This window comes from Bradyrhizobium elkanii WSM2783 (assembly GCF_000472865.1).
GTDB lineage: Bacteria > Pseudomonadota > Alphaproteobacteria > Rhizobiales > Xanthobacteraceae > Bradyrhizobium > Bradyrhizobium elkanii_A.
Genome location: NZ_AXAP01000003.1, coordinates 37,063 through 59,929 on the forward strand (window position 1 = coordinate 37,063; position 22,867 = coordinate 59,929).

Sequence of the window (22,867 nt, forward strand, 5' to 3'; positions counted from 1 at the left end):
CTGTCGCTGGAAGGTCCCGTCCTTCAAAAATTGCGGCGCCGCTTCCGGCCTGTTACGTTCATTTCACTTTCTGCAACTTCGTCACCGTATAGCCTGATGCGGCTTCTTCGGCCTCGAACTGCACCTTCTCGCCAACCTTCACCTGCTTCAGCATGGCGGCGTCCTTGACGCGGTAGACCATGGTCATTGGTTCATCCATGCCAAGGCTTTTGGCCGGGCCGTGCTTGAGGGTGATCTTGCCGGCGCCCTCGTCGATCTTCTTGACCTCGCCGTTGATTGCACCGCTCTGCGCGGAGGCCGCCTGCGCCAGCAGGCTGGTCGCGAATGCCGCCGCTGCGGCCATGCGGATGATCCCGTTCATTGTTGTTCTCCTCTCGTTGCTCATTTCACGGTGATGCGGCCGACCATGCCGTAGTCGCGGTGATCGGGGATCAGGCAGGCATATTCGAAGCTGCCGGCATGAGTGAATTTCCAGACGATCTCGGCCGATTTCTTCGGTGCGAGGCGGACGCCGTTGGGATCATCGTGCTCCATGTGCGGGTGCTTCTTCATCACCTCGGCGTGCTTCAAATTCTCCGTCGTGGTGGCGAGGAGGAATTCGTGATCCTCCTTGCCGACGTTGCGGATCACGAAACGGACCTGCTCGCCGCGCTTGACCTCGATGTTGGCCGGCTTGAACGCCATCTCGCTCATCTCGACCTCGATCGTGCGCGACGGCTTGTTCGGATTGCCAGGTTCGCCGGCTGCATAGGATGAGTGGCCGTGCTGTTCATGGGCGAACGCGGCGGCAGCAGCGGTTGCAAGCGCGATCAGCGCGAGACCAGTCGTGGTGATCTTCTTCATCGGAATTTCCTTCAAGGGTTTCTTCTGGGTGAGACGCCGGCGCATCGTTACATCTTCATGTTCATGCCCTTCATCGGTTTGTTGCCGCCGCGGCGGCCAGTCGGCGCTGCCGTCGCCGGCGATGTCTGCCGTGCGGGCGCGGCGTCGGGCATCTCCACCTCATAGGCGACGGTGCCGGGCGGATGCTGGTAGGGACCGGGATCGCGATAATCGTCGCGCGCGAGCCCCTCGCGGATCTTCATCACCGTGAACATGCCCCCATTTCCAGCGGGCCGAACGGGCCGTTGCCGGTCATCATCGGGAGCGTGTTGTCCGGCGCGGGCATCTCCATGTTGCCCATCGCCATGCCGGTCGAGCCCATCACCATCGCATCTGGCGCGAGCCTGCCGACGGCCTTCGCGAGATCCTTGCGCGACACGCCGATGAAGTTGCGCATGTCGTGGCCCATCGCGTTCATGGTGTGGTGCGACTTGTGGCAATGGAACGCCCAGTCGCCAGGATTGTCGGCGAGCACATCGAATACGCGCACCGCCCCGACGGGTACATCGGTGGTCGTCTCCGGATATTGCGCGCTCTCCGGAATCCATCCACCATCGGTGGAGGTCACGTAAAACTTGTGGCCGTGCAGATGGATCGGGTGATTGGTCATCGAGAGATTGCCGATCCGCACCCGCACCTTGTCGCCAAGTCGCACCGGCAGCGGATCGATACCGGGGAAGACGCGGCTGTTCCAGGTCCACATGTTGAAGTCGGTCATCTCGTTGACCTTCGGCAGGTAGGTGCCGGGGTCGATGAGATAGGTGCTCATGACGAAGACGAAGTCGCGGTCGACGGGACGGAAGGCGGGATCGCGCGGGTGCACCACGATCATGCCCATCATGCCCATTGCCATCTGCACCATCTCGTCGGAATGCGGGTGGTACATGAAGGTGCCGCTGTGCTTCAGCTCGAACTCGTAAACGAAGGTTTTTCCCGGTTTGATGTGCGGCTGCGATAGCCCGCCGACGCCGTCCATGCCCGAGGGCAGGATCATGCCGTGCCAGTGCACGGAGGTATGCTCCGGCAATCTGTTGGTGACGAAGATGCGGACCTTGTCGCCCTCGACGGCCTCGATGGTCGGGCCCGGCGACTGGCCGTTATAGCCCCAGAGATTGGCCTTCATGCCGTCGGCGAATTCGCGCACCACCGGCTCGGCGACGAGATGGAATTCCTTCCATTCGCCGTTCATGCGCCAGGGAAGCGACCAACCGTTCAGCGTTACGACGGGCCGGTAGTCCGGTCCCGAAGTTGGATGGAGTGGCGGCTGCGAGGTCGCTTTGTCCATGGTCGGTGCCTCGGGAATGGCGGCGGCCTGCACGCGGCCAGCAACGGCGCCGGCGCCGACGAGAGCTGCGGTGCCCAGGAATCCTCTGCGTGAAAACATCATTTCCCTCCAGTCAGTGAGCGCCGGCCGTCGGTGCGGCTGCGGAAGCTGTCGTCGTTGGGCTTTCCCTTAATCCCGATCCGCCGCCGTTGATGGCGGTCTGCAGGTCGGATTGCGCCAGAAAGAATGCCCTTTTGGCGTCGATCGCAGCGCGGAGCGAGGCGAGGCGCTGGCGCGCCTCGGTGAGCAGCGCGAACACGTCGACCTGCATGCTGGAGAAGCGCAACTGCATTTCTTCCGTGATGATCTGGCGCAGTGGCAAAATCTCACGCTGATAGTGGGTGGCGATGTCGTAGCTCGAGCGGTAGGTGCGATAGGCATCGCGAGCTTCCGAGCGAACATTGACCGCCCTCTCGGTCAGCCGATTGAAGGCGAAATTGTAGGTCTCCGCCGCCTGGCGGACACGCACCTCGCCGCCGTCGAACACCGGGATCTGGAATTGAACGTCAAAGCCGCGCTCCCGGAACGGCGGATTTTCCGGGTCGCGGGTGCGCTTCTCGATGCCGGCGAGGTCGAGCAGCGTGACGAATCGCGTCGCCTCGGTGAGGTCGAGTGCCTTTGCCAAGGCAATAAGCTCCATGCGCGCGATCTGCAGGTCGATGCGGTGCGCAACCGCGTCGGCTTCGATCGAGGGCAAGGTTTGTGGACGTCGCGGCAAGGCCGGAAGCTTGTCCGGAATCTTGAAGTTGAGATCGTCGTCCCACAGTCCCATCAGGCGCGAAAGCCGTTCGCGGTCGCTTCCCGCCTCCTGCCGTGCGGTGGCAAGGTCTGCCGTGGTCTCCGCGTAAAATACCTGCTCGCGCGCCTGATCGAGCTTGTTGAGCGCGCCGGTCTCGCCGAGTCTTCTCGCTAGTTGCGCGGTTGATTCCGCCGTCGATTTTGCATCGGTAAGCAGGCCGACCATCTCGTTGGCGGCTAGGCTGCGGAAGTAGGCGCGCCGGACATCGGCGGCGAGTCGAAGCGTTTCAAGCGCGGCGCGCAATTGTGCTTGCCGAAAACGCTCACGCGCGATGTCGGAGCGGAATGGCAATGTAGCCAGTGCCAGGATGTCGCCGACCACCTGGCGTTCGACCTCGCTCGCACCGTTGCCGCTGATACGCGAGATCGAGAAGACGGGATTGGGCGGCAGGCTCTGCTCGACGAGGTCGGCCTCGGCGAGTGCCAACTCGTTATAGGCGGCCTGCAGCCCCTTGTTGCTGAGCAAGGCGACCTGCACTGCGGCATCGGTCGTCAATGGGCGCGAAAGCAGGCGGCGGATCGTGCCGCGAATCCGTTCGGCATCATCGGCGGAGCGCAGGGATGCGATATCCTTGCCGATGGTCTGTTCCGTCGCGGTGGCGACGACCGTCATGCCGCTGTCGGGCGAGAAAGAGGCGCAGGCGGAAAGGACGGCCCCGGCCATCAGCAACAGGCCAATCGCAGGACCACGGATGGCAACCTGAATCATCGTTGCGGTTCCTGCCGTTGTCGCGGGGCGACATCCTCGTTGCGCTCGCGCCAGGGCGCCGGCGTCGCGGGACGCAGGCTCGTATAAGGTGCGATCGTCGAGCGGTAGCTGACGCTTGCGACGCGCGCGGCGGGATCGGCCGGGTCGGGGGTAGCAAGCCGCGTTGTCGCAGGCTGGCAGCCCGCGGCTGTAACGGCGATGGCGGCGATGAGCGTGCCGACCGCGAGAGTCGACGGGAAATGGCGTCCGTCCGTCGTACCAACGGCTGCGGACTTCGCCCCTGATAGCGAAGACATCAATGGATTCCTGATCTGTGCATGAATCACGGGCGCGCGCGCGATTCCGCGCGGCGCCTACGTCGTCACGTCAGCTCAGGCGTTGGGTGGACGATAGGGCAGAGGGGGCGCCGTATCGTGCAGGCGCTGGTAGATTTCCGAGACGGAGGTCGATATCGGCTGCGTGGGCTTCGCGATGCTGGGCAAATCGGCCGTCATCGCGGAAAGGCATAGCATGGCGCAACACGGTCCTGGCGAGGTCTTGCCGTCATGCTTGTGCTTGAAGTCGCCGCTGTCGGCCTGATGGGCGGCGTGCGCGCCGCCATGTTCGTGCGAGCCTTGCTCGTGAAAGCCTTGCTCATGAAAGCCTTGCTCATGAAAGCCTTGGCCGGCACCGGCATGCGCGTCGGCGACCGCCAGCGCCACCTCGGCCGGCAGCCCACATGCGGGATTGCCCACCGCAAGTGCGGCCCCCGGCGCAAGCACGCAAAACAGGTAGAGCAGGGCGATCAACCACCCTGCCTTGGCCCGTTGCGGTTTCGTCAAGCGTACGAACATCGTCGGCAAAGTATCGCCAATCGCCGGCTTCGCCAAGGTGCCGGCAACATCATTCTGCGCTGAGCGACGATCCCGATCGCGGTTAAACGCGCTAGATGCCGGTTCGTTGGCTATCCCGGCGGTTTCCGCATGCCCAATATTTCGCCAAAGCGCTTGACCGGGAGGCAATTCGCGACGAAGTTTGGCCTCGCCGTGGAAATTCCTTCTCAGATCAGCCCAAATCCGGACCAGTTCATTCCCGATTCGCGCCAGTCGTGGCTGCGGCTCGCTGTCGCCGTGGTGATCGGAGCGCTCGGCAGCGTCGGCATGTGGTCCGTGGTGGTGGCGCTGCCGGTGGTGCAGGGGGATTTCGCCGCCACGCGAGGGACCGCCTCGCTCGCATTCACCCTCGTCATGATCGGCTTCGGCTCGGGCGGGGTTTTGACCGGCAAGATCACCGATCGCTACGGCATCGTCACCGCGATCGGGCTCGGGATCGGCATCCTCGGGCTCGGCTATATTGGCGCCGGCTACTCGCCGTCGATCTGGTCGTTCATCCTGTTTCATTTCGCGATCGGACTGTCGTCATCGGCGACCTTCGGGCCGTTGATGGCGGAAGCCTCGCACTGGTTCGACCGCTACCGCGGGCTAGCGGTCGCGATCGCCGCCAGCGGCAACTATATCGGCGGCACGATCTGGCCGCCGCTGGTGAATCTCGGCATGCAGCAGTTCGGCTGGCGCGCCACGCATGTCGCGATCGGCATCTTCACCGCGGTCGCGATGACAGTCGCGCTGTTGGTGCTGCGGCGCCTGACGGGCGCGGCGAGCCGGCGCAGCCATCTCAACGCGGCGCCGCCGCGCGTCAATGTGCGGCTCTCCACCAACGCGCTGACGGCGATCCTGTCGCTGGCGGCGATCGCCTGCTGCGTGGCGATGGCGATGCCGCAGGTGCATATCGTCGCCTATTGCGGCGATCTCGGCTATGGTGTGGCGCGCGGCGCCGAGATGCTGTCGCTGATGCTCGGCTTCGGCATCATCAGCCGCATCGGCTCGGGCTTCCTCGCCGACCGGATCGGCGGCATCCGTACGCTGCTGATCGGCTCGGTCGCTCAGGGCACGGCGCTGCTGTTCTATTTGTTCTTCGACAGCCTGACCTCGCTCTACATCATCTCGGCGATGTTCGGCCTGTTCCAGGGCGGCATCGTGCCGAGCTACGCCATCATCATCCGCGAGGCGATGCCGGCCGCGGAGGCCGCCACCCGCGTAGGCATCGTGATCTTCGCCTCCGTACTCGGCATGTCGCTGGGCGGCTATATTTCCGGCGTGATCTTCGATGCCGCCGGCTCCTACGCCGCCGCCTTCGCCAACGGGCTCGCCTGGAACGCGCTCAACGTCACCATCATGCTGATGCTGCTGATCCGCTCGCGGCAGCGGCTGGCGATGGCCTAGGCCTACCATCCTTTCGGATTTGATCGAGCGCAAAGCGCTGTGGCGGCAATCCGCTAGCTTTTCTCCATCAGCCACGGAGAGAAGCCATGACCCTCGATACCATCCTGGTCGTTATTGGCGTGACGGCGATATTCGTGACGATCGCTGCGGCCATCGCCTGGGGCGACAAGCAGACCCGGAATCTGTGAGGCGCCGCGCGGCGTCCGCCAGGTTCAGAATGTCTCAGAATGTCGGTGGGGTGCAGGCGCTGATCACCTCGCAGGGCTTGTCGCCGATGCAGCGGAAGCGATGCGGGCGGCGGCTTTCGAAATAATAGGCGTCGCCGGGATTGAGGATGCGGCGCTCGTCATCGACGGTGACCTCGAGCTTGCCGGAGACCACGATGCCGCCTTCCTCCCCGTCATGCACCAGCGGCACGCGGCCGGTGTCGCTGCCGGGCTCGTAGCGCTCTTTCAGGATCTGCAGGCTGCGGCCGAACAGATTGTCGCCGACCTGGCGATAGGAGATCGGCTTCTTGCCGATCTCGGTCAGTTCGTCGGAGCGGTAGAACACCTTGCGGCGGCGCTCCGGCTCAAGCGCGAAGAATTCCGCCAGTCCCATCGGAATTCCATCGAGGATGCGCTTCAGCGCCCCGACGGATGGGTTCATCTGGTTGGACTCGATCAGCGAGATCGTCGAATTGGTGACGCCGGACCGCTTGGCGAGTTCGCGCTGCGACAGCTTCTGCTGCGCGCGAATGAATCGCAGCCGGCCACCGATATCGACGCTCATGGAGAGAATCCCTGTTGCAGGTGTTGCGCATCGCGCAAATATGCCGCGTCCGCCCCAATGAGATCAATGGGTTGCGGCGGCACAGAAAAGGGCTTGTTGCGCGTTTAGGAGCGTGTTCGGTTCGCGGCGTCAGCAGTGGAGCGACGCCGTGACCGTTCATCAGATTCCGAACACCATCAAGCTCGATTCGTTCTGGATGCCGTTCACGGCCAACCGGCAGTTCAAGGAGACGCCGCGGCTGTTCGCCTCCGCCGAGGGCATGTATTACACCAGCGTCGATGGGCGGAAGGTGATCGACGGCTCGGCCGGGCTCTGGTGCGTCAATGCCGGCCACGGCCGCAAGCAGATTGCTGCAGCGGTCGAGCGGCAGTTGATGACGCTGGACTTCGCGCCGTCGTTCCAGATGGGCCATCCGATCGCGTTCGATTTCGCCGAACGCCTCGCCGCGCTGGCGCCCACGGGATTGGACCGCGTCTTCTTCACCAATTCGGGATCGGAATCGGTCGATACCGCGCTGAAAATCGCGCTCGCCTATCACCGCGCCGCCGGCCAGCCGACCCGCACGCGCCTGATTGGCCGGGAGCGCGGCTATCACGGCGTCGGTTTTGGCGGCATGTCGGTCGGCGGCATGGTGGCCAACCGCCGCGCCTTCGCGACTCATCTGCCCGGCGTCGACCATATCCGCCACACCTATGATCTCGCCCGCAACGCGTTTGCAAAGGATCAGCCGGAGCATGGCGCCGAACTCGCCGACGACGTCGAGCGACTGGTGGCGCTGCATGGCGCCGAGACCATTGCTGCCGTGATCGTCGAGCCGGTGCCGGGCTCGACCGCGGTGCTGCCGCCGCCGAAGGGCTATCTGCAGCGGCTGCGCGAATTGTGCGACAAGCACGGCATTCTCCTGATTTTCGACGAAGTCATCACCGGTTTCGGCCGGCTCGGCACGCCGTTCGCGTCGCAGTTCTTCGGTGTGACGCCCGATCTGATGACGACCGCCAAGGGCATCACCAACGGCACCGTTCCCTGCGGCGCGGTGTTCGCCAGCCGCAAGATCTATGACGGGCTGATGACCGGGCCGGAAAGCCAGATCGAGCTGTTCCACGGCTACACCTATTCGGCGCATCCGGTGGCCTGCGCCGCCGGCCTTGCGACGCTCGACATCTACAAGGACGAAGGCCTGCTGACGCGCGGCGCCTCGCTTGCCGCGTACTGGCGCGATGCGCTGCATCAGCTCAAGGGCTTGCCGAACGTGATCGACATCCGCAATGTCGGCCTGATGGGCGCCATCGAAGTGGCACCGCGCAAGGACGGGGTGGGCGCGCGCGGCTACGACCTGATGGTCGATTGTTTCAATCACGGCCTCTACCTTCGCCAGAGCGGCGACGCCTTAGCGATGTCGCCGCCCTTGATCGTCGAGCGCAGCCATATCGACGAGATGGTGTCGATCCTCGGCGACGCCATCAAGCGCGTGGCCTGACCTTGCTCCAGCCGTTGCGGAGATTATTTGCAGCGGCAAGTCATGCCGCGGCGGGAGCCTGAAAAGCGTGAAAGTCATTATCCTCGGCAGCGGCGTCATCGGCGTCACGTCAGCCTATTATCTCGCGCGTGCCGGGCATGAGGTGACGGTTGTCGACCGCCAGCCCAAGCCTGCGCTGGAAACCTCTTTTGCCAATGCCGGCGAAGTCTCGCCCGGCTACTCTTCGCCATGGGCCGGTCCCGGCGTGCCGATCAAGGCCATCAAATGGCTGTTGATGAAGCACGGCCCGCTGGTGGTTCGCCCGAAGCCCGATCCCGCGATGTGGATCTGGCTGCTCAAGATGCTGCGCAACTGCACCGCGGAGCGGTACGCGGTCAACAAGAGCCGGATGATCCCGATCGCGGAATATAGCCGCGACTGCCTGCGCGCGTTGCGCAGCGAGATCGGCATCCACTATGACGAGCGTTCCCGCGGCACGCTGCAATTGTTCCGCTACGCCGCCCAGCTCGACCACACCGCCGATGACATTGCGGTGCTCAAGCAATATGGCGTTCCGTTCGAGGTGCTCGATCGCGAGGGCTGCATTGCCGCCGAACCGGCGCTCGCCGCGGTGAAGGAGAAGGTCGCCGGCGGACTGCGGCTGCCGCAGGACGAGACCGGCGATTGCCACATGTTTACGCAGGCTCTGGCGCTCGAGGCCGAAAAGCTCGGCGTGCGCTTCGAATTCAACGTCGCCATCGATGGCTTGATCGCCGACGCCTCGCGCGTCACCGGCGTTGCGACCAGCAAGGGCGTGCTGCAGGCCGACGCCTATGTCGTCGCGCTCGGAAGCTGGTCGCCGCGACTGCTCAGGCCGCTCGGCATTTCGCTGCCGGTGTATCCGGTGAAAGGCTATTCGATCACGGTGCCGATCGTAGATGCCAGCGGCGCGCCGGAATCGACCGTCATGGACGAGAGCTACAAGGTCGCGATCACGCGGCTCGGCGACCGCATCCGCGTCGGCGGCACCGCGGAGATTTCAGGCTATTCCGACAAGCTTTATGCGGCGCGTCGGGCGACGCTCGATCATTCGCTGACGGATCTGTTTCCGCGTGGCGGCGATCTTGCCAAGGCGACGTTCTGGAGCGGCCTGCGCCCGATGACGCCGGATGGACCTCCGGTGATCGGCGCGACAAAATACGGCAACCTCCATCTCAACACCGGCCATGGCACGCTTGGCTGGACCATGGCCTGCGGCTCGGGCAGGGTGCTGGCAGACCTCTTGTCCGGACGCAAGCCGGAGATCGATGTGAGCGAGCTGTCGATCACGCGCTACGATCACCGGTTCGGCTGATTTCCCTCCCTCATTGCGAGGAGCGAAGCGACGAAGCAATGCACCTCTTCGCTTTCGGCGCGATGGATTGATTCGCTTCGCTCAATGACGGTGTGCGCGGTCAACGCTTTCGTTTGACTGCCTTCTTCGCCGGCTTCGGCGCCGCCACCGTCGCCTTCTGCGCCGGTTGCAGGCGCAGGCCGTCGATGAACACATCCAATAGCCGCAGCACGGTCGATTGCCAGCCTGCCTGGTCGTGCATGTAGCACAGGCCGATCAGCGCGCGCAGGACGTCCTCGGCGCTGATATCGGCCCGGATCTCGCCGGCGGCGACGGCGCGGGCGAGCAGCGCGGCGATCGCCTTGGTCAGTCGGTCGAGCGAATAGGCGTGAAGCTCAGGCGAGCCGTGCGCGACCAGCGCCAGCGCCGCCGCCATGCCCTTCTTGGTGGCGACGAATTGCACGTTGGCATGCAGCCAATGCCGCAGCGCTTCGACCGGATCGGTCTCCGCATGCAACTGCTCCGCGAGGTCGCCGAGCTGATCCACCTCGCGCCGATACACTGCTTCATACAGTGCTTCGCGCGTCGGAAAGTGACGGTAGAGCGTTCCGATGCCGACGCCGGCGTGCCGTGCCACAGCCTCCAGGCTGGCCTCGGGACCGCCGGCGCTGAACACGGCTTTCGCCGCTTCCAGCACGCGCTCCCGGTTGCGCACGGCATCCGCGCGTGGCTTGCGAACTATTCCTGCGAACTGACTGGCCATCAGATTTGTGATTTCCCCTCCCTTGTAAAACGGAGGATGCCTCCGTATATGCGATGAGTACCCGGCCTGCAAAGGTCCGCCGATCAACACATTGGCGGACGCCGGCGGCGCATTACCACTGTAACAATTCCAGCATAGCACTGATCGGAGCCCTGCATGAATTTCTCCATCAGCCTCACCGTGAACGGTGTGCGGCGGGAGATCGAGCTCGACGACCCCCGCGTCACCCTGCTCGATCTGTTGCGCGAGCGTCTTGATCTGACCGGCACCAAGAAGGGGTGCGACCGCGGCCAGTGCGGCGCCTGCACTGTCCTGGTCAACGGGCGGCGCATCAATTCCTGCCTTGCTTTGGCGGTGAGCCAGGACGGCGCCGACATCCTCACCATCGAAGGTGTCGCGCATGGCGACCAGCTCCATCCGGTGCAGGCCGCCTTCATCGCGCATGACGCCTTTCAATGCGGCTTCTGCACGCCCGGACAGGTCATGAGCGGAATCGGACTGATCACCGAAGGCCAGGCCGGCGATGATCCCGAGCGCGTCCGCGAAGGCATGAGTGGCAATCTGTGCCGCTGCGGCGCCTATGCCGGCATCACCGAAGCCGTGCTTGAGGCCCAACAAACTCTCGCGAACTCCGAACAGAGGCGCTCCGCATGATGAAGTTCGATTACGTCAGGCCCGCCACCATCGCCGAGGCGGTCGCGGCCGCGTCCGAGAAGGGCGCCACTTATCTTGCTTCCGGCACCAATCTGCTCGACCTCATGAAGGGCGGCGTCTGCCATCCGAGCCGGCTGGTCGACATCACGCGCCTGCCGGGGCTGGACCGCGTCGAATATCTTGCCGACGGCGGCGTCCGGATCGGCACGCTGGTCCGCAATGCAGATCTCGCGCATGATGCGGAGTTCGCCCGCGCCTTTCCGTCGGTGGCCGAGGCGCTGCTGTCGGGCGCGTCCGCGCAGCTTCGCAATGCCGCGACTGTCGGCGGCAACGTGCTGCAGCGGACGCGCTGTGCCTATTTCTACGACGCCCCCAGTGCCTGCAACAAGCGCTGGCCCGGCGCCGGCTGCGATGCACGCCATGGCGAAAACCGGCTGCATGCCGTGCTCGGCTGGAGCGAAGCCTGCATCGCCACGCATCCTTCCGATTTTTGCGTCTCGCTGGTTGCGCTGGATGCAGTCGTCGAGATCGAGGGCAAGAGCGGGCGGCGCGAGGTCGCGCTCGAGGCACTGCACCGCCTGCCCGGCGACACGCCGCAGCGGGAGACTTTGCTCGATCGCGGCGACCTGATCGTCGCGCTGCGGCTGCCGGCGGAGGCGCGCGGTTTCGCCGCACATGCGCGCTATATCAAGGTTCGCGAACGCACCTCCTATGCATTCGCGGTTGTGTCGGCCGCCGCAAGCCTGCGGCTGGAGCAAGGTGTAATCCGTGAAGCACGGCTCGCGCTCGGCGGCGTCGCGGCAAAACCCTGGCGTGCGCGGGAAGCAGAGCAGAGTCTTGCCGGCGTCGCGCCCGATGCTGCGGGCTTCCGCGAGGCTGCGCGCATCGCGCTTGCCGACGCAAAGCCGTCCGGCGACAACGCGTTCAAGATCGAACTCGCAGAGCGTATCGTGGTGCGGGCGCTGACGCTCGCCACCGCGGGCACGCCGGCGCGCGTTCCCGCGCTTCCCGGCTCTCCCTTCTCATCAGGAGTGCGCCATGTCGCTTGAGCTCACCCGCGATCCTGCCCATCTCAGGCACGGCTCGAATATCGGCCAGCCGCTGACCCGCCGCGACGGCGTCCTGAAGGTCAAGGGCCAAGCCCGCTATGCCGCCGATAATCACCCGGCGGGCATGCTCTATGCCGTGATCGCCGTCTCCACCATCGCGCGCGGCCGCGTGACCTCCCTCGATGTCGATGCCGCCAAGCGCTATCCCGGCGTCGTCGACGTGATGACGCCCTCGCACAAGCCGCCGCTTGCCGAAGATCCGGACGGCAAGCCCAATCCTTTCGCATTCAAGATGGAGCTCCTGCAGAACGACGAGGTGCGCTATGCGAACCAGGCGATCGCGGTCGTGATCGCCGAGACGCTGGAAGCCGCGACCGAAGGCGCGGCACTGCTGTCGCCGCAATATCACATCGAGTCCGCGCGGGTCGGCCTTGATGGTGCCGAGAGCTATGTGCCGCCGGTGGTCGGTATCGGCAATCCGGCCGAGGTCCGGCATGGCGATGTCGATGCTGCGCTCGCCGGCGCATCGAACCGCATCGAGGCGACGTATGAAACGCCGGCGCAGTATCACAATGCGATGGAGCCGCACGCGATGGTCGCGGCCTGGGACGGCGACAAGCTCTCGATCGATACGCCGAGCCAGGGCATGGCGATGGCACAGATGCGGCTCGGGGGATTGCTCGGCATTCCGCCTGGCAATGTTCATATCCGCAGCCCGTTCCTCGGCGGTGGTTTCGGCTCGAAGGGACTGGTCTCCGGGCCACAAGTGCTGGGCATCATGGCGGCCAAGCTGGTGGGACGTCCGGTCAAGCTCGTGCTGCGCCGTGACCAGATGTACGGCCCGGTCGGCCATCGTCCGCCGACCCGGCAGACGCTGCGCATCGGCGCCGACGGCGAAGGTCGCCTGACCGCGATCGATCATCACGCCAAGGTCACGACCAGCACGTTCGATGATTTCTACGAGCCGGCCGCCGACGCCTCGCACACGCTCTATGCAAGCCCCGCGATCAAGACCTCGCATGAAGCGGTGCGCGTCAATACCGGCACGCCACTGTTCATGCGCGCGCCGGGAGAGGCGACCGGCTCGATCGCGCTCGAGAGTGCCATCGACGAGATCGCGGTGGCGTGCGGAATGGACCCGCTCGATTTTCGCCTGAAGAACTACGCCGAGGTCGAGCCGATCTCCGGAAAGCCGTTCTCCTCGAAGGCGCTGCGGCAGTGTTATGCCAAGGGTGCCGAACGCTTCGGTTGGGCAGGGCGTCCGCTCGCGCCGCGGCAGATGCGCGACGATGATGGTTTCCTGGTCGGGTGGGGCATGGGCACCGCGACCTTTCCGGCGCTGATGTTCCAGGCGCAGGCGCGCGCCGTGATCCGCAGCGACGGCTCCGGCGTGATGGAGACCGGCGCGCATGACATGGGGCAGGGCGCGTGGACCGCGCTCGCCCAGATCGCGGCGGACGGACTCGGGCTCGGCATCGACCAGGTCGAATTCAGGTCGGGCACGTCGGATCTGCCGGACGCGGGCATTGCCGGCGGCTCGGCCCATACCGCGACCGCCGGTGCTGCGATCCACAGTGCCGGCGCGGCCGTGATCACAAAGCTCGCCGATCTCGCGACCAATGACCAGCGCTCGCCGCTGTTCGGCGCCGGCAATGCCGGCGTGATCGCGCGGGAAGGGCGGCTGTTCCGCCGCGACGACGAAGCGCGCAGCGAGAGCTATGCCGACATCCTCACGCGCGCCGGCGTCGCCGAGATCGAAGCCAGCGGTGGCGGCGCGGCCGATCCTGCGGCGCAGTCGAACTATGCCATGCATGCGCATGGCGCTGTGTTCGCGGAGGTGAAGGTCGATCCCGAACTCGGTCAGGTCCGCGTCACGCGCCTGGTCGGCGCCTTTGCCGCCGGCCGCATTATCAATCCGCGCCTGGTCCAGAGCCAGCTCTTCGGCGGCATGATCTGGGGCGTATCGTTCGCGCTGCACGAGGAAGCCGTCATGGACCACCGTTCCGGCCGCATCCTGAACGCGAACCTCGCCGAGTACCATATCCCTGTGAATGCCGATGTGCCGTCGCTCGATGTGCTGACCGTCGACGAGCACGATCCGCATGTGAATGCGCTCGGCATCAAGGGCGTCGGCGAGATCGGCGTCACCGGCAGCGCCGGTGCGGTCGCCAATGCGGTCTGGCACGCCACAGGCGTTCGCCCACGCCGCTTCCCGATCCGGATCGATGATCTTCTGACGCGGCTTTAGAGTACAGCCGCGTCAGCGTCCCTGGAACACCGCAGCCCGCCGCTCGATGAAGGATTGAATGCCTTCGCGGGCGTCGGCGCTGTTCAGGACGCGTTCGCGGATCGACGGGATAAAGGCGATCGCAGCGGCCTCGCCGCCCTCGATATATTTCGCGGCTGCTTCCTTGGTCGCCTGGATGCCGAGCGGCGCGTTGCGCGCGATCGCAGCGGCAAGCTCCATGGCGCGGGCGACCTGCTGGCCCGCTGGCACCACCTCCTGCACCAGGCCGATCTCGCGGGCGCGCTGCGCCGTGAATTCGTCGCACAGGAACAGGTGATACATCGCATTGCCCCATCCGGTGCGCGACAGGAAGCGGAAATGTGCGCCGCCGAGGGGCGCGATTCCGCGCTTTGCCTCCATCTGGCAGAACCGGCTGTCATCGGCGGCAACGACGATGTCGCCTGCCAGCATCAGCTCTATGCCGATCGTGAACACGATGCCTTGGACTGCCGTGACGATCGGTTTCCTGCAGCGCTTGGAAAGGCCGAACGCGTCGACATTGCCCTCCTTGATGTTGCGCTTCTCGGCGGTGGGACCGAAGAATTTCGGCATGTCGAGACCGGCGGTGAAATCCTTGCCTTCGGCGCAGATGACGCCGACCCAATAGGTCTCGTTGTTGTGCAACTCGGTCACCGCGTCGGAGAGCTGCTCCATCATCGCGGGCGAGAAGGCGTTCTTCTTGGCCGGGTTGTCGATGACGATCTTGAAGATGTGGTCGTGTGCTTCAGTCCGGATGCTGCCTGGCGTGGTCATGTACCCTCCCTTTCGTTGTTAGCATTTGTCATCGCGCCACTCTCGTCCGGTCGCCTATGACGCCTGACATAGCTGCATATCGGGGCTGGCTATGTCAAGTGTCATAGTCTAGTCTGGATCGACGAATCCGAGAGGCAAGGATGACTTCCAGTACGAGAGCAAAGATGGTGGCGGGAGCGGCCGACCTCTTGAGCCGCCGTGGCGTCAACGCCACCAGCATGCGCGAAGTGGTGCGCCATACCGGCACGCCGCGCGGCTCGATCAGCCATCATTTTCCACGCGGCAAGCAGCAATTGATCGAAGATGCGATCGTCTATGCCGGCGCACAGGTGAGCAAGCCGCTGGAGCAGTTCACGCGCGAGCGCGGCACGATCGATGGCTTGCGCGCCTTCATCGCATTGTGGCGAAAAATTCTCGAGCGCAGCAGGTTTCAGGCCGGCTGCCCGGTGCTCGCCGTGGCGGTCGAGCGATATGTCTCCGACGCCATGGACAATGCGGGAGCGCCGGACGAAGCCGCGCAGCGCCACTTGCTCGATCTCGCCGACGGCGTGTTCGCGGACTGGCAGCAGATCATGATCGCCGCGCTGCGCCGCGACGGCGTGACGCCGGCCCGCGCGCGGCGGCTGGCCGCGCTGGTCGTCGCCTCGATCGAGGGCGCGCTCGCGCTGTGCCGCGCCGCCCGCAACGCGCAACCGCTCGACGATGTCAGGCAGGAACTCGAAGCGGTACTGTCGGCGGCGATATCGGCTTGAATTGAGCCGATGAGATGAGATCGAGTTGGTGCTATGCGGGAGGTGCAAAACCTCTCCCCATCGGGGAGAGGTCGGATCGCATCGCAAGATGCGATCCGGGTGAGGGGCTCGAGTGCCCATGAGAAACCGTAACCCCTCACCCGGCGCTGCGCGCCGACCTCTCCCGATGGGAGAGGTGAAGAGAGAGACATCAACCTTCCGCCACCGCTTCGCTCCAGGCGTGGAACGGCTCCGCGGCGCCGCTGTTGCTGGCGCCGTCGCGCAGCACGACGCTGGGGCAAGCGAATTTCAGCGGCATCGTCTGCATCCGCGCTTCTTCATAGTCGAACCGTGCGCGCAGCGCCTCGCGCGCCGCTGGTGGCAGCCGCGCATCGCCGATCACGATTGCGCCTTCGCTGGCGTCGATCCTCGGCTGATGGATCGCGGCATCGAGGTTCATGCCGAAATCCATCACGAAGGAGAGAAGCTGCGTCACCGCCGGAAGAATCCGCCGGCCACCTGAGGCGCCGACGGCGAGGCGCCGGCCGTCAGCAGCCTGCGCCACGACCGGCGTATAGTTGGTCAGGCAGCGCTTGCCCGGCGCCAGCGAATTCGGCGTGCCCGGCGTCGGATCGAACCACATGATGCCGTTGTTCATGGTGATGCCGGTCTGTGGCGTCACGAATTTGGAGCCGAAGGTCGACAGCAGCGTTTGCGTCACCGCCGCCATGTTGCCATCGCGGTCGACGACGGAGAAATGCGTGGTGCAGGCGGGCGCGACCGCTTCCGCGCCGAGCGAGCGGCGGCCGTCGGCATCGCCCATGCCTTCCAGGCGTTCGCGATAGGCGGTCTGCAGCGCCTGTGCGTAAGCTGTGTAGGCGGCGGCCTCCGGGGAGGGCGAGGGCTGTACGCTCTGCTGCAGCAGGCGCAGCGTATGCGCGAGCGTCGGCCCTGCGGTCAGTTCGGGCGTCGCATAGACGTAGCCGCCGCGATAGGGGATGCGCAGCGGCTCGCGCACATGGGCGCGGAACGCAGCCAGATCCTCGACCGACAGTGCGCCGCCATTCTCACGGATGTCGGCGGCGATGCTGCGCGCCAGGCCGCCCTCATAGAAGTCGCGCGGTCCTTCGGCCGCGAGCTGCGCCATGGTTGCCTTCAGCCGGTCCTGCGGCAGTCGCAGCACGGACTTGATGCCCCATTGCGCATTCGGCGGCAGGCCGTCCTGCAGATAGGCAGCCGCGCTCGCCGGATAGCGGCGGAGATCGGCGGCTGAGCTTGCGATCATCAGCGTGGTCCACCAGTCGACCAGCAGGCCTTCGCTGGCGAGATCGACGCTCGGCTTGAGCAAGTCCTTCCACGGCAATTTGGCATGGCGGCGATGCGCCTCCTCCATGCCTGCCACCACGCCGGGCACCGCGACCGAGCCGGGGCCATGCAGGTTGCGGTCGTCCTTCACCCGCGCCCAGGGAAACAGGTCGGAAGCGGTGCCGTCGCCGGTCAGCGGATAGTCCTCGATGCGAAGGCTGTTCGGGGCCCGCATGCCGTAGTCGATCACCTCATAGCGGTTTTCGCGGGCGCGATAGAGCACCATCGCGCCGCCCCCGCCGATCCCGCTCATCCACGGCTCCACCACGCCGAGCGCAAAGGTGGTCGCGACCACGGCATCGACGCAATCGCCGCCCGCCGCCAGCACGGCCGCGCCGACCTCGGCAGCCCTTCGCGATTGCGCGGCGACGATGCCGCGCTTGGAGGTGACGGCCGGTTTGCGGATCTGCTGGGTGTTGGAGAACTGGTCGGACATTGCGGTGTTCAGGCCTTCGCAGGGAGGGATCGAGGAGGCCTAGCATGCCGGGCACCGCAGGGTTAGGCAACCAGCCGCCAGATCGGAGGTTCAGGCCGAATCCGCATAGGTGGTGAGCTGTCAATCCTTCTCGGTTCAATCGGTTCGCATCGAGGAGATGCTTTCGTTATTCCGGCCACTTCGAGTTCAGGATGACGTCGCAGAAATTGATCCGGTGGTAGGTCGGGTCGCGCAGCGCCAGCACGTCCGCCTTGACGTTGCCGAAAGTCGTCTGCGGCTTCTTGATCGTGCCGGCCGCAAACGCATCGATGATGCCGTTCTTGAAGTCGTGGCCGCGCGGATGGTGGGCGCAGACCTCATGGCGCTGTGCGGCCGTGAAGGAGTCGAAATCCAGCCCCAACACGTCCATCTCGACGCCGGCCGTCACCAGCGCGACCACAGGCCGCTTGTGCTGCGGAATGCCCGGCGTGGTATGCAGCGCGATCGCGTCCCAGACGTCCTCGACATCGCGCTCATTGATGCGATGGGCGCGGAGGAAGCTTGCGGCGGCATCGGCGCCATCGACCTCGAAACGCTCGCTGGCGCTGGCATAGGGCGCCTGCAAGCCCATGTCGTGGAACATCGCGCCGACATAGAGCAGTTCATGGTCGACCTTCAGCCCGCGGCGCTGCCCGGCCAGAGCGCCGAACAGGAAGACGCGATTGGAATGGTGGTAGAGCAGTTCGGATTCGGTGTCGCGAACCAGTTCGTCGACCTCGCGCGCCAGCTTGCTGTCGGGAACGGTGATACCGGCAATGATCCTGGTCATGATCTGATGTCCTTATGGTCTTGCTGAATTCCTTGCCGACTAACTGATGCTTTGCGCTGGCGCGAACAACGCCGCCGATCCCTGTGAAACGGTCAAAACACCGCGCTTTTCTGCCGATGGCGTTCGTGCAGGAAGCACTTGTCCGAAATGCATGGCTGGCTGGCAGGATTCCATGCATAGTCATGCCCCCATGACACGCGCAGCAACTGGATTGTTGGTCGATGAAGGCGGTCGCGCTGGCGATCTTTCCGGGAGTGCAGGCGCTCGATGTCGCTGGCCCGCTTGACGTGTTCGCGGAGACTAATGCGTTCGTCGGAACGGATCGCGGCTACGTCCTCACGCTGATCGGTGCCGAACGGCAGCCGTACCGCGCGTCGAACGGGATGTCGATCACGCCGGAGATGACGTTTGCCGATGCGGAGCAGGCGTTCGATCTCGCGCTGGTCGCCGGCGGACCGGCGCTTCCGACCACGCCGCCGGATCCGCGGCTTGTCGACTGGCTTGGCGAGAGGGCCTCGCGCTGTCAGCAATATGGCTCAATCTGCACCGGCGCGTTCGCGCTCGGCCATGCCGGCCTGATCGACGGCAAGACGGTAACGACGCATTGGCAGAATGCGCCCAGCCTTGCCCGGCAATTCCCGAAGGCGAAGGTCGAGTTCGACCGCATCTATCTGCGCGACGGGCCGCTGCTCACCTCGGCCGGCGTCACGGCAGGAATCGATCTCGCGCTCGCGATCGTGCAGGATGATCACGGGCCGGAAGTCACTCTCGCGGTCGCCAAGCGGCTCGTCGTGGTGGCGCAGCGGCAGGGCGGGCAATCCCAGTTCAGTCCCTATCTCGTGCCGCCGGCCGACAAGGATTCGCCGATCGCGCGCGTCCATACCCATGTGATGGCGCATTTGCGTGAGCGGAACGGTGTTGAGGTGCTGGCGCAGGTCGCCGGAATGAGCGCACGCAGTTTTGCGCGCGCGTTCAAGCGCGAGACCAATGTGACGCCGGCCGAATTCGTCGAAAGCGCGCGCGTCGATGCCGCGCGCAACCGCCTCGAAGGCTCCGACCTTGCGCTGAAAGTGGTCGCGCATGAAAGCGGCTTTGGCAGCGCCGAGCATATGCGCGTCGTGTTCGTCAAGCGCCTCGGGATCACGCCGAGCCAGTACCGCGCAAGCTTTCGCAAAGTCTGACCCGCCCCGTTCTGCGCGGGTTTCGCAGCCAATTCGGAAGAATGTCCCGAAATCCGTGCGAATCCGAAAGAGTCCGCAGGCTCTGGAAAGATACGCTCTGAGATGCACGGTATCGCAACCGTCGAGGACGGCCCGGAAACGCTGCGGCCGCCGACCAAGAAACAAGGATGGCACGAATGCTCAAGTCCACGCGCCCCGAATTGCAGAGCCCGACCGACCTCAAGGCCGAGGCGACTCGCGATATCTCAGCCGCGCTCAGCGCCCTGCTGGCCGATGTGTTCGCGCTCTATGTCAAGACCAAGAACTTCCACTGGCATATGTCGGGCAGGCACTTCCGCGATTACCATCTTCTGCTCGACGAGCAATCCGACCAGATCTTCGCGATGACCGACCCGATCGCCGAACGCGCGCGCAAGATCGGCGGCACCACGATCCGCTCGATCGGTCAGATCGCACGCCAGCAGCGCATCCTCGACAACGACGCCGACTATGTCGATCCGCAGGACATGCTCGCCGAACTGGGCAGCGACAACCAACAGCTCACGCGGGAGATGCGCCAGGTTCACAATGTCTGTGACGAATATGGCGACGTCGCCACCGCGAGCTTGCTGGAAAACTGGATCGACGAGACCGAGCGCCGGACCTGGTTCCTCTATGAGGCGACGCGGAACAGGAACTCTTGACCTGAGCCGTGTAGCCCGCCGCGAATTCGATGCCGAACCCGAGCTGAGGTGATCATGGCCGCCGATGGTGCTTTCATCGAACGAACCGGCCTAAACTGGCGGGGCGGCCGCGCGAGCTCTTCGTCGCGAGCGGTGGCGGAAGAGACCGCCATCGCGCTGACCTTCGACGGATCGACCTATGCCGTGATGATGGCGACGCCTGCCGATCTGAAGGATTTCGGCGTCGGCTTCGCCGTGACGGAGGGCATCGTTGCCCGCGCTGAGGAGATCAGGAGTCTCGATCTGATCGAGACTGATCTCGGCATCGAGGTCCGGATCTGGCTTGCAGAAAATCGGACCGCGGCCTTGTTCGCGCGGCGCCGTGCCTCGGTGGGCCCCGTCGGTTGCGGTCTTTGCGGCATCGAAAGCCTGGTGCAGGCGAGGCGCGCGGTTCCCAGGGTGAAGAAGGACGCGACGTTCGATGCCCGCGATCTCCTGGAAGCCATGGGTGCGCTTCCCTCGCTGCAGGACCTCAACCAGAAAACCCGCGCCGTGCATGCGGCCGGTTTCTGGCAGGCCGATGGCGGCGTCGGCCCGGTGCGCGAGGATGTCGGCCGCCACAACGCGCTCGACAAGCTCGCCGGCGCACTGATCCGCCACAACAGGTCGGTCTCGAACGGCGCCATTCTGCTCACGAGCCGCATCTCGGTCGAGATGGTGCAGAAGACCGCCATGATCGGGGCGCCCGTCATCGTCGCCGTTTCCGCGCCGACGACGCTCGCGATCAAGACCGCTGACGAAGCGGGGATCACCTTGATCGCCATTGCGCGCGACGACGGCTACGAAGTGTTCACGCATCCCGACCGTGTTGTCTTCGCGCCGGGAATGCGTCGCCGTTCCGTTGAGACAGGCGATGGCTTTGCGACGGCGTGAATGCTTTCGCGGCCTCGGCCAAAGTGAACGTTATCGGCGATAGCGGCAATCGTAGCCGTTTGTACTGATGTGCTTGCGTGCGGTCTTCCGCGCTGGCGCGTCGGTCTTGCTCGTGACGACGGAAATTCGCGTAGATTGTGGCAGCGCGGTGCTGACATGCAATTCCGTAAAAGACGTTCCTTTCAGGAAGCCTGTACGCGACCCTGCAGGTAGGCTTGCCGCAACGCCGATGCTTGCTTTTCGAACCGCGCATAAAGAGAGGCGACCATGAGTGACTTCCGCAAGGAAACCGACAGTCTTGGCGAAGTCGATGTCCCCGCCGATAAGCTCTGGGGCGCCCAGACCCAGCGCTCGCTCGAGCACTTCAGCATCGGCAAGGATCTGATGCCGCGCGAGATGATCCATTCCTATGCGATCCTGAAGAAGGCCGCCGCGAACGCCAACCATGCCGGCAAGCGGCTCGATGCCAAGGTCCACAAGCTGATCGTCCATGTCTGCGACGAAATCCTGCAGGGCCAGCATCACGACATGTTTCCGCTGCACGTCTGGATGACCGGCAGCGGCACGCAATTCAATATGAACGTCAACGAGGTGATCTCGAACCGATGCTGCCAGCTTGCGGGCACGCCGCTCGGCAGCAAGCATCCGGTTCATCCGAACGATCACGTGAACATGTCGCAATCCTCGAACGACAGTTTTCCGTCCGCCATGTACATCGCAGCCGCGGTCAACGTGACGCAGCGCCTTGTTCCGGCAGTGAAGGCCCTGCACGACGCAATCGACGCCAAGGCCAAGCAGTGGGACGACGTGGTCAAGATCGGCCGCACCCACATGCAGGATGCGACGCCGCTGACGCTCGGCCAGGAATGGTCGGGCTACGCCGGCATGCTCGCCGATGACCTTGCGCGGATCGAGGACGCGCTCAAGGGCGTGTTTCGGCTGGCGCTTGGCGGCACTGCCGTGGGCACCGGCATCAATGCGGCGCCGGGCTTTGCCGAGGCCGTCGCCGCCGAGATCGCGCGCCTGAGCGGGTTGCCGTTCGTCAGTGCGCCCAACAAGTTCACCGTGCAGGGCGCGCATGATGCGCTGGTGCAGCTTTCCGGCACGCTGCGCACGCTTGCGGTCTCGCTCTACAAGATCGGCAACGACATCCGCCTGATGTCCTGCGGTCCGCGCGCCGGCTTTGCCGAACTGATGATCCCGGAGAACGAGCCGGGCTCCTCGATCATGCCGGGCAAGGTCAACCCGACCCAGGCCGAGGCGCTGACGATGATCGCGGTGCAGGTGATGGCGAACGACGTCGCGGTCGGGTTCGGCGGCGCCAGCGGCTATCTGGAGATGAACGTCTACAAGCCGCTGATGATCCACAACATCGCTCAGTCGATCACGATCCTGACCGACGGCTGCACGAATTTCCGCAAGTTCCTGGTCGAGGGCACCAAGCCCAACGAGAAAAAGATCAAGGAATATGTCGAGCGCTCGCTGATGCTGGTCACCGCGCTCGCGCCTGTGATTGGCTACGACAAGGCGTCGGCGATCGCGCACTACGCGATGGACAACGATCTCACGCTGAAGGCGGCGGCGCTGAAGCTCGGCTTCGTCAGCGAGCCGGAATTCGACCGCGTCGTCGATCCCGCCAAGATGGTCAAGCCCTATGTGGCCCAAGGCAACGCGCCGGTCAAAGCCGGCACACCGACGAGCTGAAGGAGCG

21 protein-coding genes and 1 pseudogene are annotated in these 22,867 nt (G+C 64.8%); 11 read left to right on the forward strand and 11 right to left on the reverse strand.

What is annotated here, in order from left to right; translation table 11 throughout:
- Positions 1-58: 58 nt before the first annotated feature.
- The 6 genes and pseudogenes from YY7_RS0104200 to YY7_RS0104225 all read right to left on the reverse strand — a co-directional run bounded on the left by YY7_RS0104200 (position 59) and on the right by YY7_RS0104225 (position 4,534).
- A complete protein-coding gene (locus YY7_RS0104200) occupies positions 59-361 on the reverse strand; it encodes a copper-binding protein (RefSeq protein WP_028162125.1) in 303 nt (100 codons plus the stop codon).
- 20 nt (positions 362-381) lie between these two features.
- Positions 382-843: a cupredoxin domain-containing protein gene (locus YY7_RS0104205; RefSeq protein ID WP_028162126.1), complete on the reverse strand. Its 462-nt coding sequence runs from the start codon at positions 841-843 to the stop codon at positions 382-384.
- 47 nt (positions 844-890) lie between these two features.
- Positions 891-2,266, reverse strand: a pseudogene (locus YY7_RS50705) (multicopper oxidase family protein).
- A 13-nt stretch (positions 2,267-2,279) separates the two neighbouring features.
- Entirely contained in the window at positions 2,280-3,713 is a 1,434-nt protein-coding gene (locus YY7_RS0104215; RefSeq protein ID WP_051396522.1) for a TolC family protein, read from the reverse strand.
- The gene (locus YY7_RS0104220) at positions 3,710-4,009 is read right to left on the reverse strand and encodes a hypothetical protein (protein ID WP_028162128.1); all 300 of its coding nucleotides are present in this window, start codon (positions 4,007-4,009) and stop codon (positions 3,710-3,712) included. The genes YY7_RS0104215 and YY7_RS0104220 overlap by 4 nt, the downstream gene beginning before the upstream one ends.
- 75 nt (positions 4,010-4,084) lie before the next feature.
- On the reverse strand, positions 4,085-4,534 hold the full coding sequence (locus YY7_RS0104225) for a hypothetical protein (RefSeq protein WP_245287194.1): 450 nt from the start codon (positions 4,532-4,534) through the stop codon (positions 4,085-4,087).
- Positions 4,535-4,738: 204 nt separating this feature from the next.
- On the opposite strand from YY7_RS0104225, the gene YY7_RS0104230 reads away from it, so the two are divergent.
- Complete coding sequence (locus tag YY7_RS0104230) at positions 4,739-5,974, forward strand: MFS transporter (RefSeq protein WP_051396548.1); 1,236 nt, start codon at positions 4,739-4,741, stop codon at positions 5,972-5,974.
- Between the two features lie 222 nt (positions 5,975-6,196).
- Here the strand turns inward: YY7_RS0104230 and YY7_RS0104240 are convergent, their stop codons facing one another.
- Positions 6,197-6,745: a cupin domain-containing protein gene (locus tag YY7_RS0104240; RefSeq protein WP_028162131.1), complete on the reverse strand. Its 549-nt coding sequence runs from the start codon at positions 6,743-6,745 to the stop codon at positions 6,197-6,199.
- A 148-nt stretch (positions 6,746-6,893) separates the two neighbouring features.
- Here YY7_RS0104240 and YY7_RS0104245 point away from each other — a divergent pair, with 148 nt between their 5' ends.
- A complete protein-coding gene (locus YY7_RS0104245; RefSeq protein ID WP_028162132.1) occupies positions 6,894-8,222 on the forward strand; it encodes an aspartate aminotransferase family protein in 1,329 nt (442 codons plus the stop codon).
- Between the two features lie 67 nt (positions 8,223-8,289).
- Complete coding sequence (locus tag YY7_RS0104250; protein ID WP_028162133.1) at positions 8,290-9,555, forward strand: D-amino acid dehydrogenase; 1,266 nt, start codon at positions 8,290-8,292, stop codon at positions 9,553-9,555.
- Positions 9,556-9,655: 100 nt separating this feature from the next.
- Here YY7_RS0104250 and YY7_RS0104255 read toward each other — a convergent pair whose 3' ends face one another.
- Entirely contained in the window at positions 9,656-10,297 is a 642-nt protein-coding gene (locus YY7_RS0104255) for a TetR/AcrR family transcriptional regulator (RefSeq protein WP_028162134.1), read from the reverse strand.
- A gap of 156 nt (positions 10,298-10,453) precedes the next feature.
- Here YY7_RS0104255 and YY7_RS0104260 point away from each other — a divergent pair, with 156 nt between their 5' ends.
- The 3 genes from YY7_RS0104260 to YY7_RS0104270 are packed head-to-tail and all read left to right on the forward strand — an operon-like array spanning position 10,454 to position 14,248.
- Positions 10,454-10,951, forward strand: coding sequence for a (2Fe-2S)-binding protein (locus YY7_RS0104260; protein ID WP_028162135.1), 498 nt, complete (start codon positions 10,454-10,456; stop codon positions 10,949-10,951).
- On the forward strand, positions 10,948-12,000 hold the full coding sequence (locus tag YY7_RS0104265) for an FAD binding domain-containing protein (RefSeq protein WP_028162136.1): 1,053 nt from the start codon (positions 10,948-10,950) through the stop codon (positions 11,998-12,000). Before YY7_RS0104260 ends, YY7_RS0104265 begins: the two co-directional genes overlap by 4 nt.
- On the forward strand, positions 11,990-14,248 hold the full coding sequence (locus YY7_RS0104270) for a xanthine dehydrogenase family protein molybdopterin-binding subunit (protein ID WP_028162137.1): 2,259 nt from the start codon (positions 11,990-11,992) through the stop codon (positions 14,246-14,248). The genes YY7_RS0104265 and YY7_RS0104270 overlap by 11 nt, the downstream gene beginning before the upstream one ends.
- A 12-nt stretch (positions 14,249-14,260) precedes the next feature.
- Here the strand turns inward: YY7_RS0104270 and YY7_RS0104275 are convergent, their stop codons facing one another.
- The gene (locus YY7_RS0104275; RefSeq protein ID WP_051396523.1) at positions 14,261-15,040 is read right to left on the reverse strand and encodes a crotonase/enoyl-CoA hydratase family protein; all 780 of its coding nucleotides are present in this window, start codon (positions 15,038-15,040) and stop codon (positions 14,261-14,263) included.
- Positions 15,041-15,180: 140 nt separating this feature from the next.
- On the opposite strand from YY7_RS0104275, the gene YY7_RS0104280 reads away from it, so the two are divergent.
- Positions 15,181-15,792: a TetR/AcrR family transcriptional regulator gene (locus tag YY7_RS0104280; RefSeq protein ID WP_028162139.1), complete on the forward strand. Its 612-nt coding sequence runs from the start codon at positions 15,181-15,183 to the stop codon at positions 15,790-15,792.
- 190 nt (positions 15,793-15,982) lie between these two features.
- On the opposite strand, the gene YY7_RS0104285 is transcribed toward YY7_RS0104280, so the two are convergent.
- Together YY7_RS0104285 and YY7_RS0104290 are read right to left on the reverse strand one after the other, a co-directional pair.
- A complete protein-coding gene (locus tag YY7_RS0104285) occupies positions 15,983-17,572 on the reverse strand; it encodes a gamma-glutamyltransferase family protein (RefSeq protein WP_028162140.1) in 1,590 nt (529 codons plus the stop codon).
- A gap of 166 nt (positions 17,573-17,738) precedes the next feature.
- On the reverse strand, positions 17,739-18,380 hold the full coding sequence (locus tag YY7_RS0104290) for an HD domain-containing protein (protein WP_028162141.1): 642 nt from the start codon (positions 18,378-18,380) through the stop codon (positions 17,739-17,741).
- A gap of 221 nt (positions 18,381-18,601) precedes the next feature.
- On the opposite strand from YY7_RS0104290, the gene YY7_RS0104295 reads away from it, so the two are divergent.
- The 4 genes from YY7_RS0104295 (at position 18,602) to fumC (ending at position 22,860) form a co-directional block, all read left to right on the forward strand.
- Positions 18,602-19,561: a GlxA family transcriptional regulator gene (locus tag YY7_RS0104295; protein ID WP_028162142.1), complete on the forward strand. Its 960-nt coding sequence runs from the start codon at positions 18,602-18,604 to the stop codon at positions 19,559-19,561.
- Between the two features lie 176 nt (positions 19,562-19,737).
- Positions 19,738-20,244, forward strand: coding sequence for a Dps family protein (locus YY7_RS0104300; RefSeq protein WP_028162143.1), 507 nt, complete (start codon positions 19,738-19,740; stop codon positions 20,242-20,244).
- 54 nt (positions 20,245-20,298) lie between these two features.
- The gene (fdhD, locus tag YY7_RS50710; RefSeq protein ID WP_051396524.1) at positions 20,299-21,156 is read left to right on the forward strand and encodes a formate dehydrogenase accessory sulfurtransferase FdhD; all 858 of its coding nucleotides are present in this window, start codon (positions 20,299-20,301) and stop codon (positions 21,154-21,156) included.
- 267 nt (positions 21,157-21,423) lie between these two features.
- A complete protein-coding gene (gene fumC / locus YY7_RS0104310) occupies positions 21,424-22,860 on the forward strand; it encodes a class II fumarate hydratase (protein WP_028162144.1) in 1,437 nt (478 codons plus the stop codon).
- Positions 22,861-22,867 lie beyond the last annotated feature (7 nt).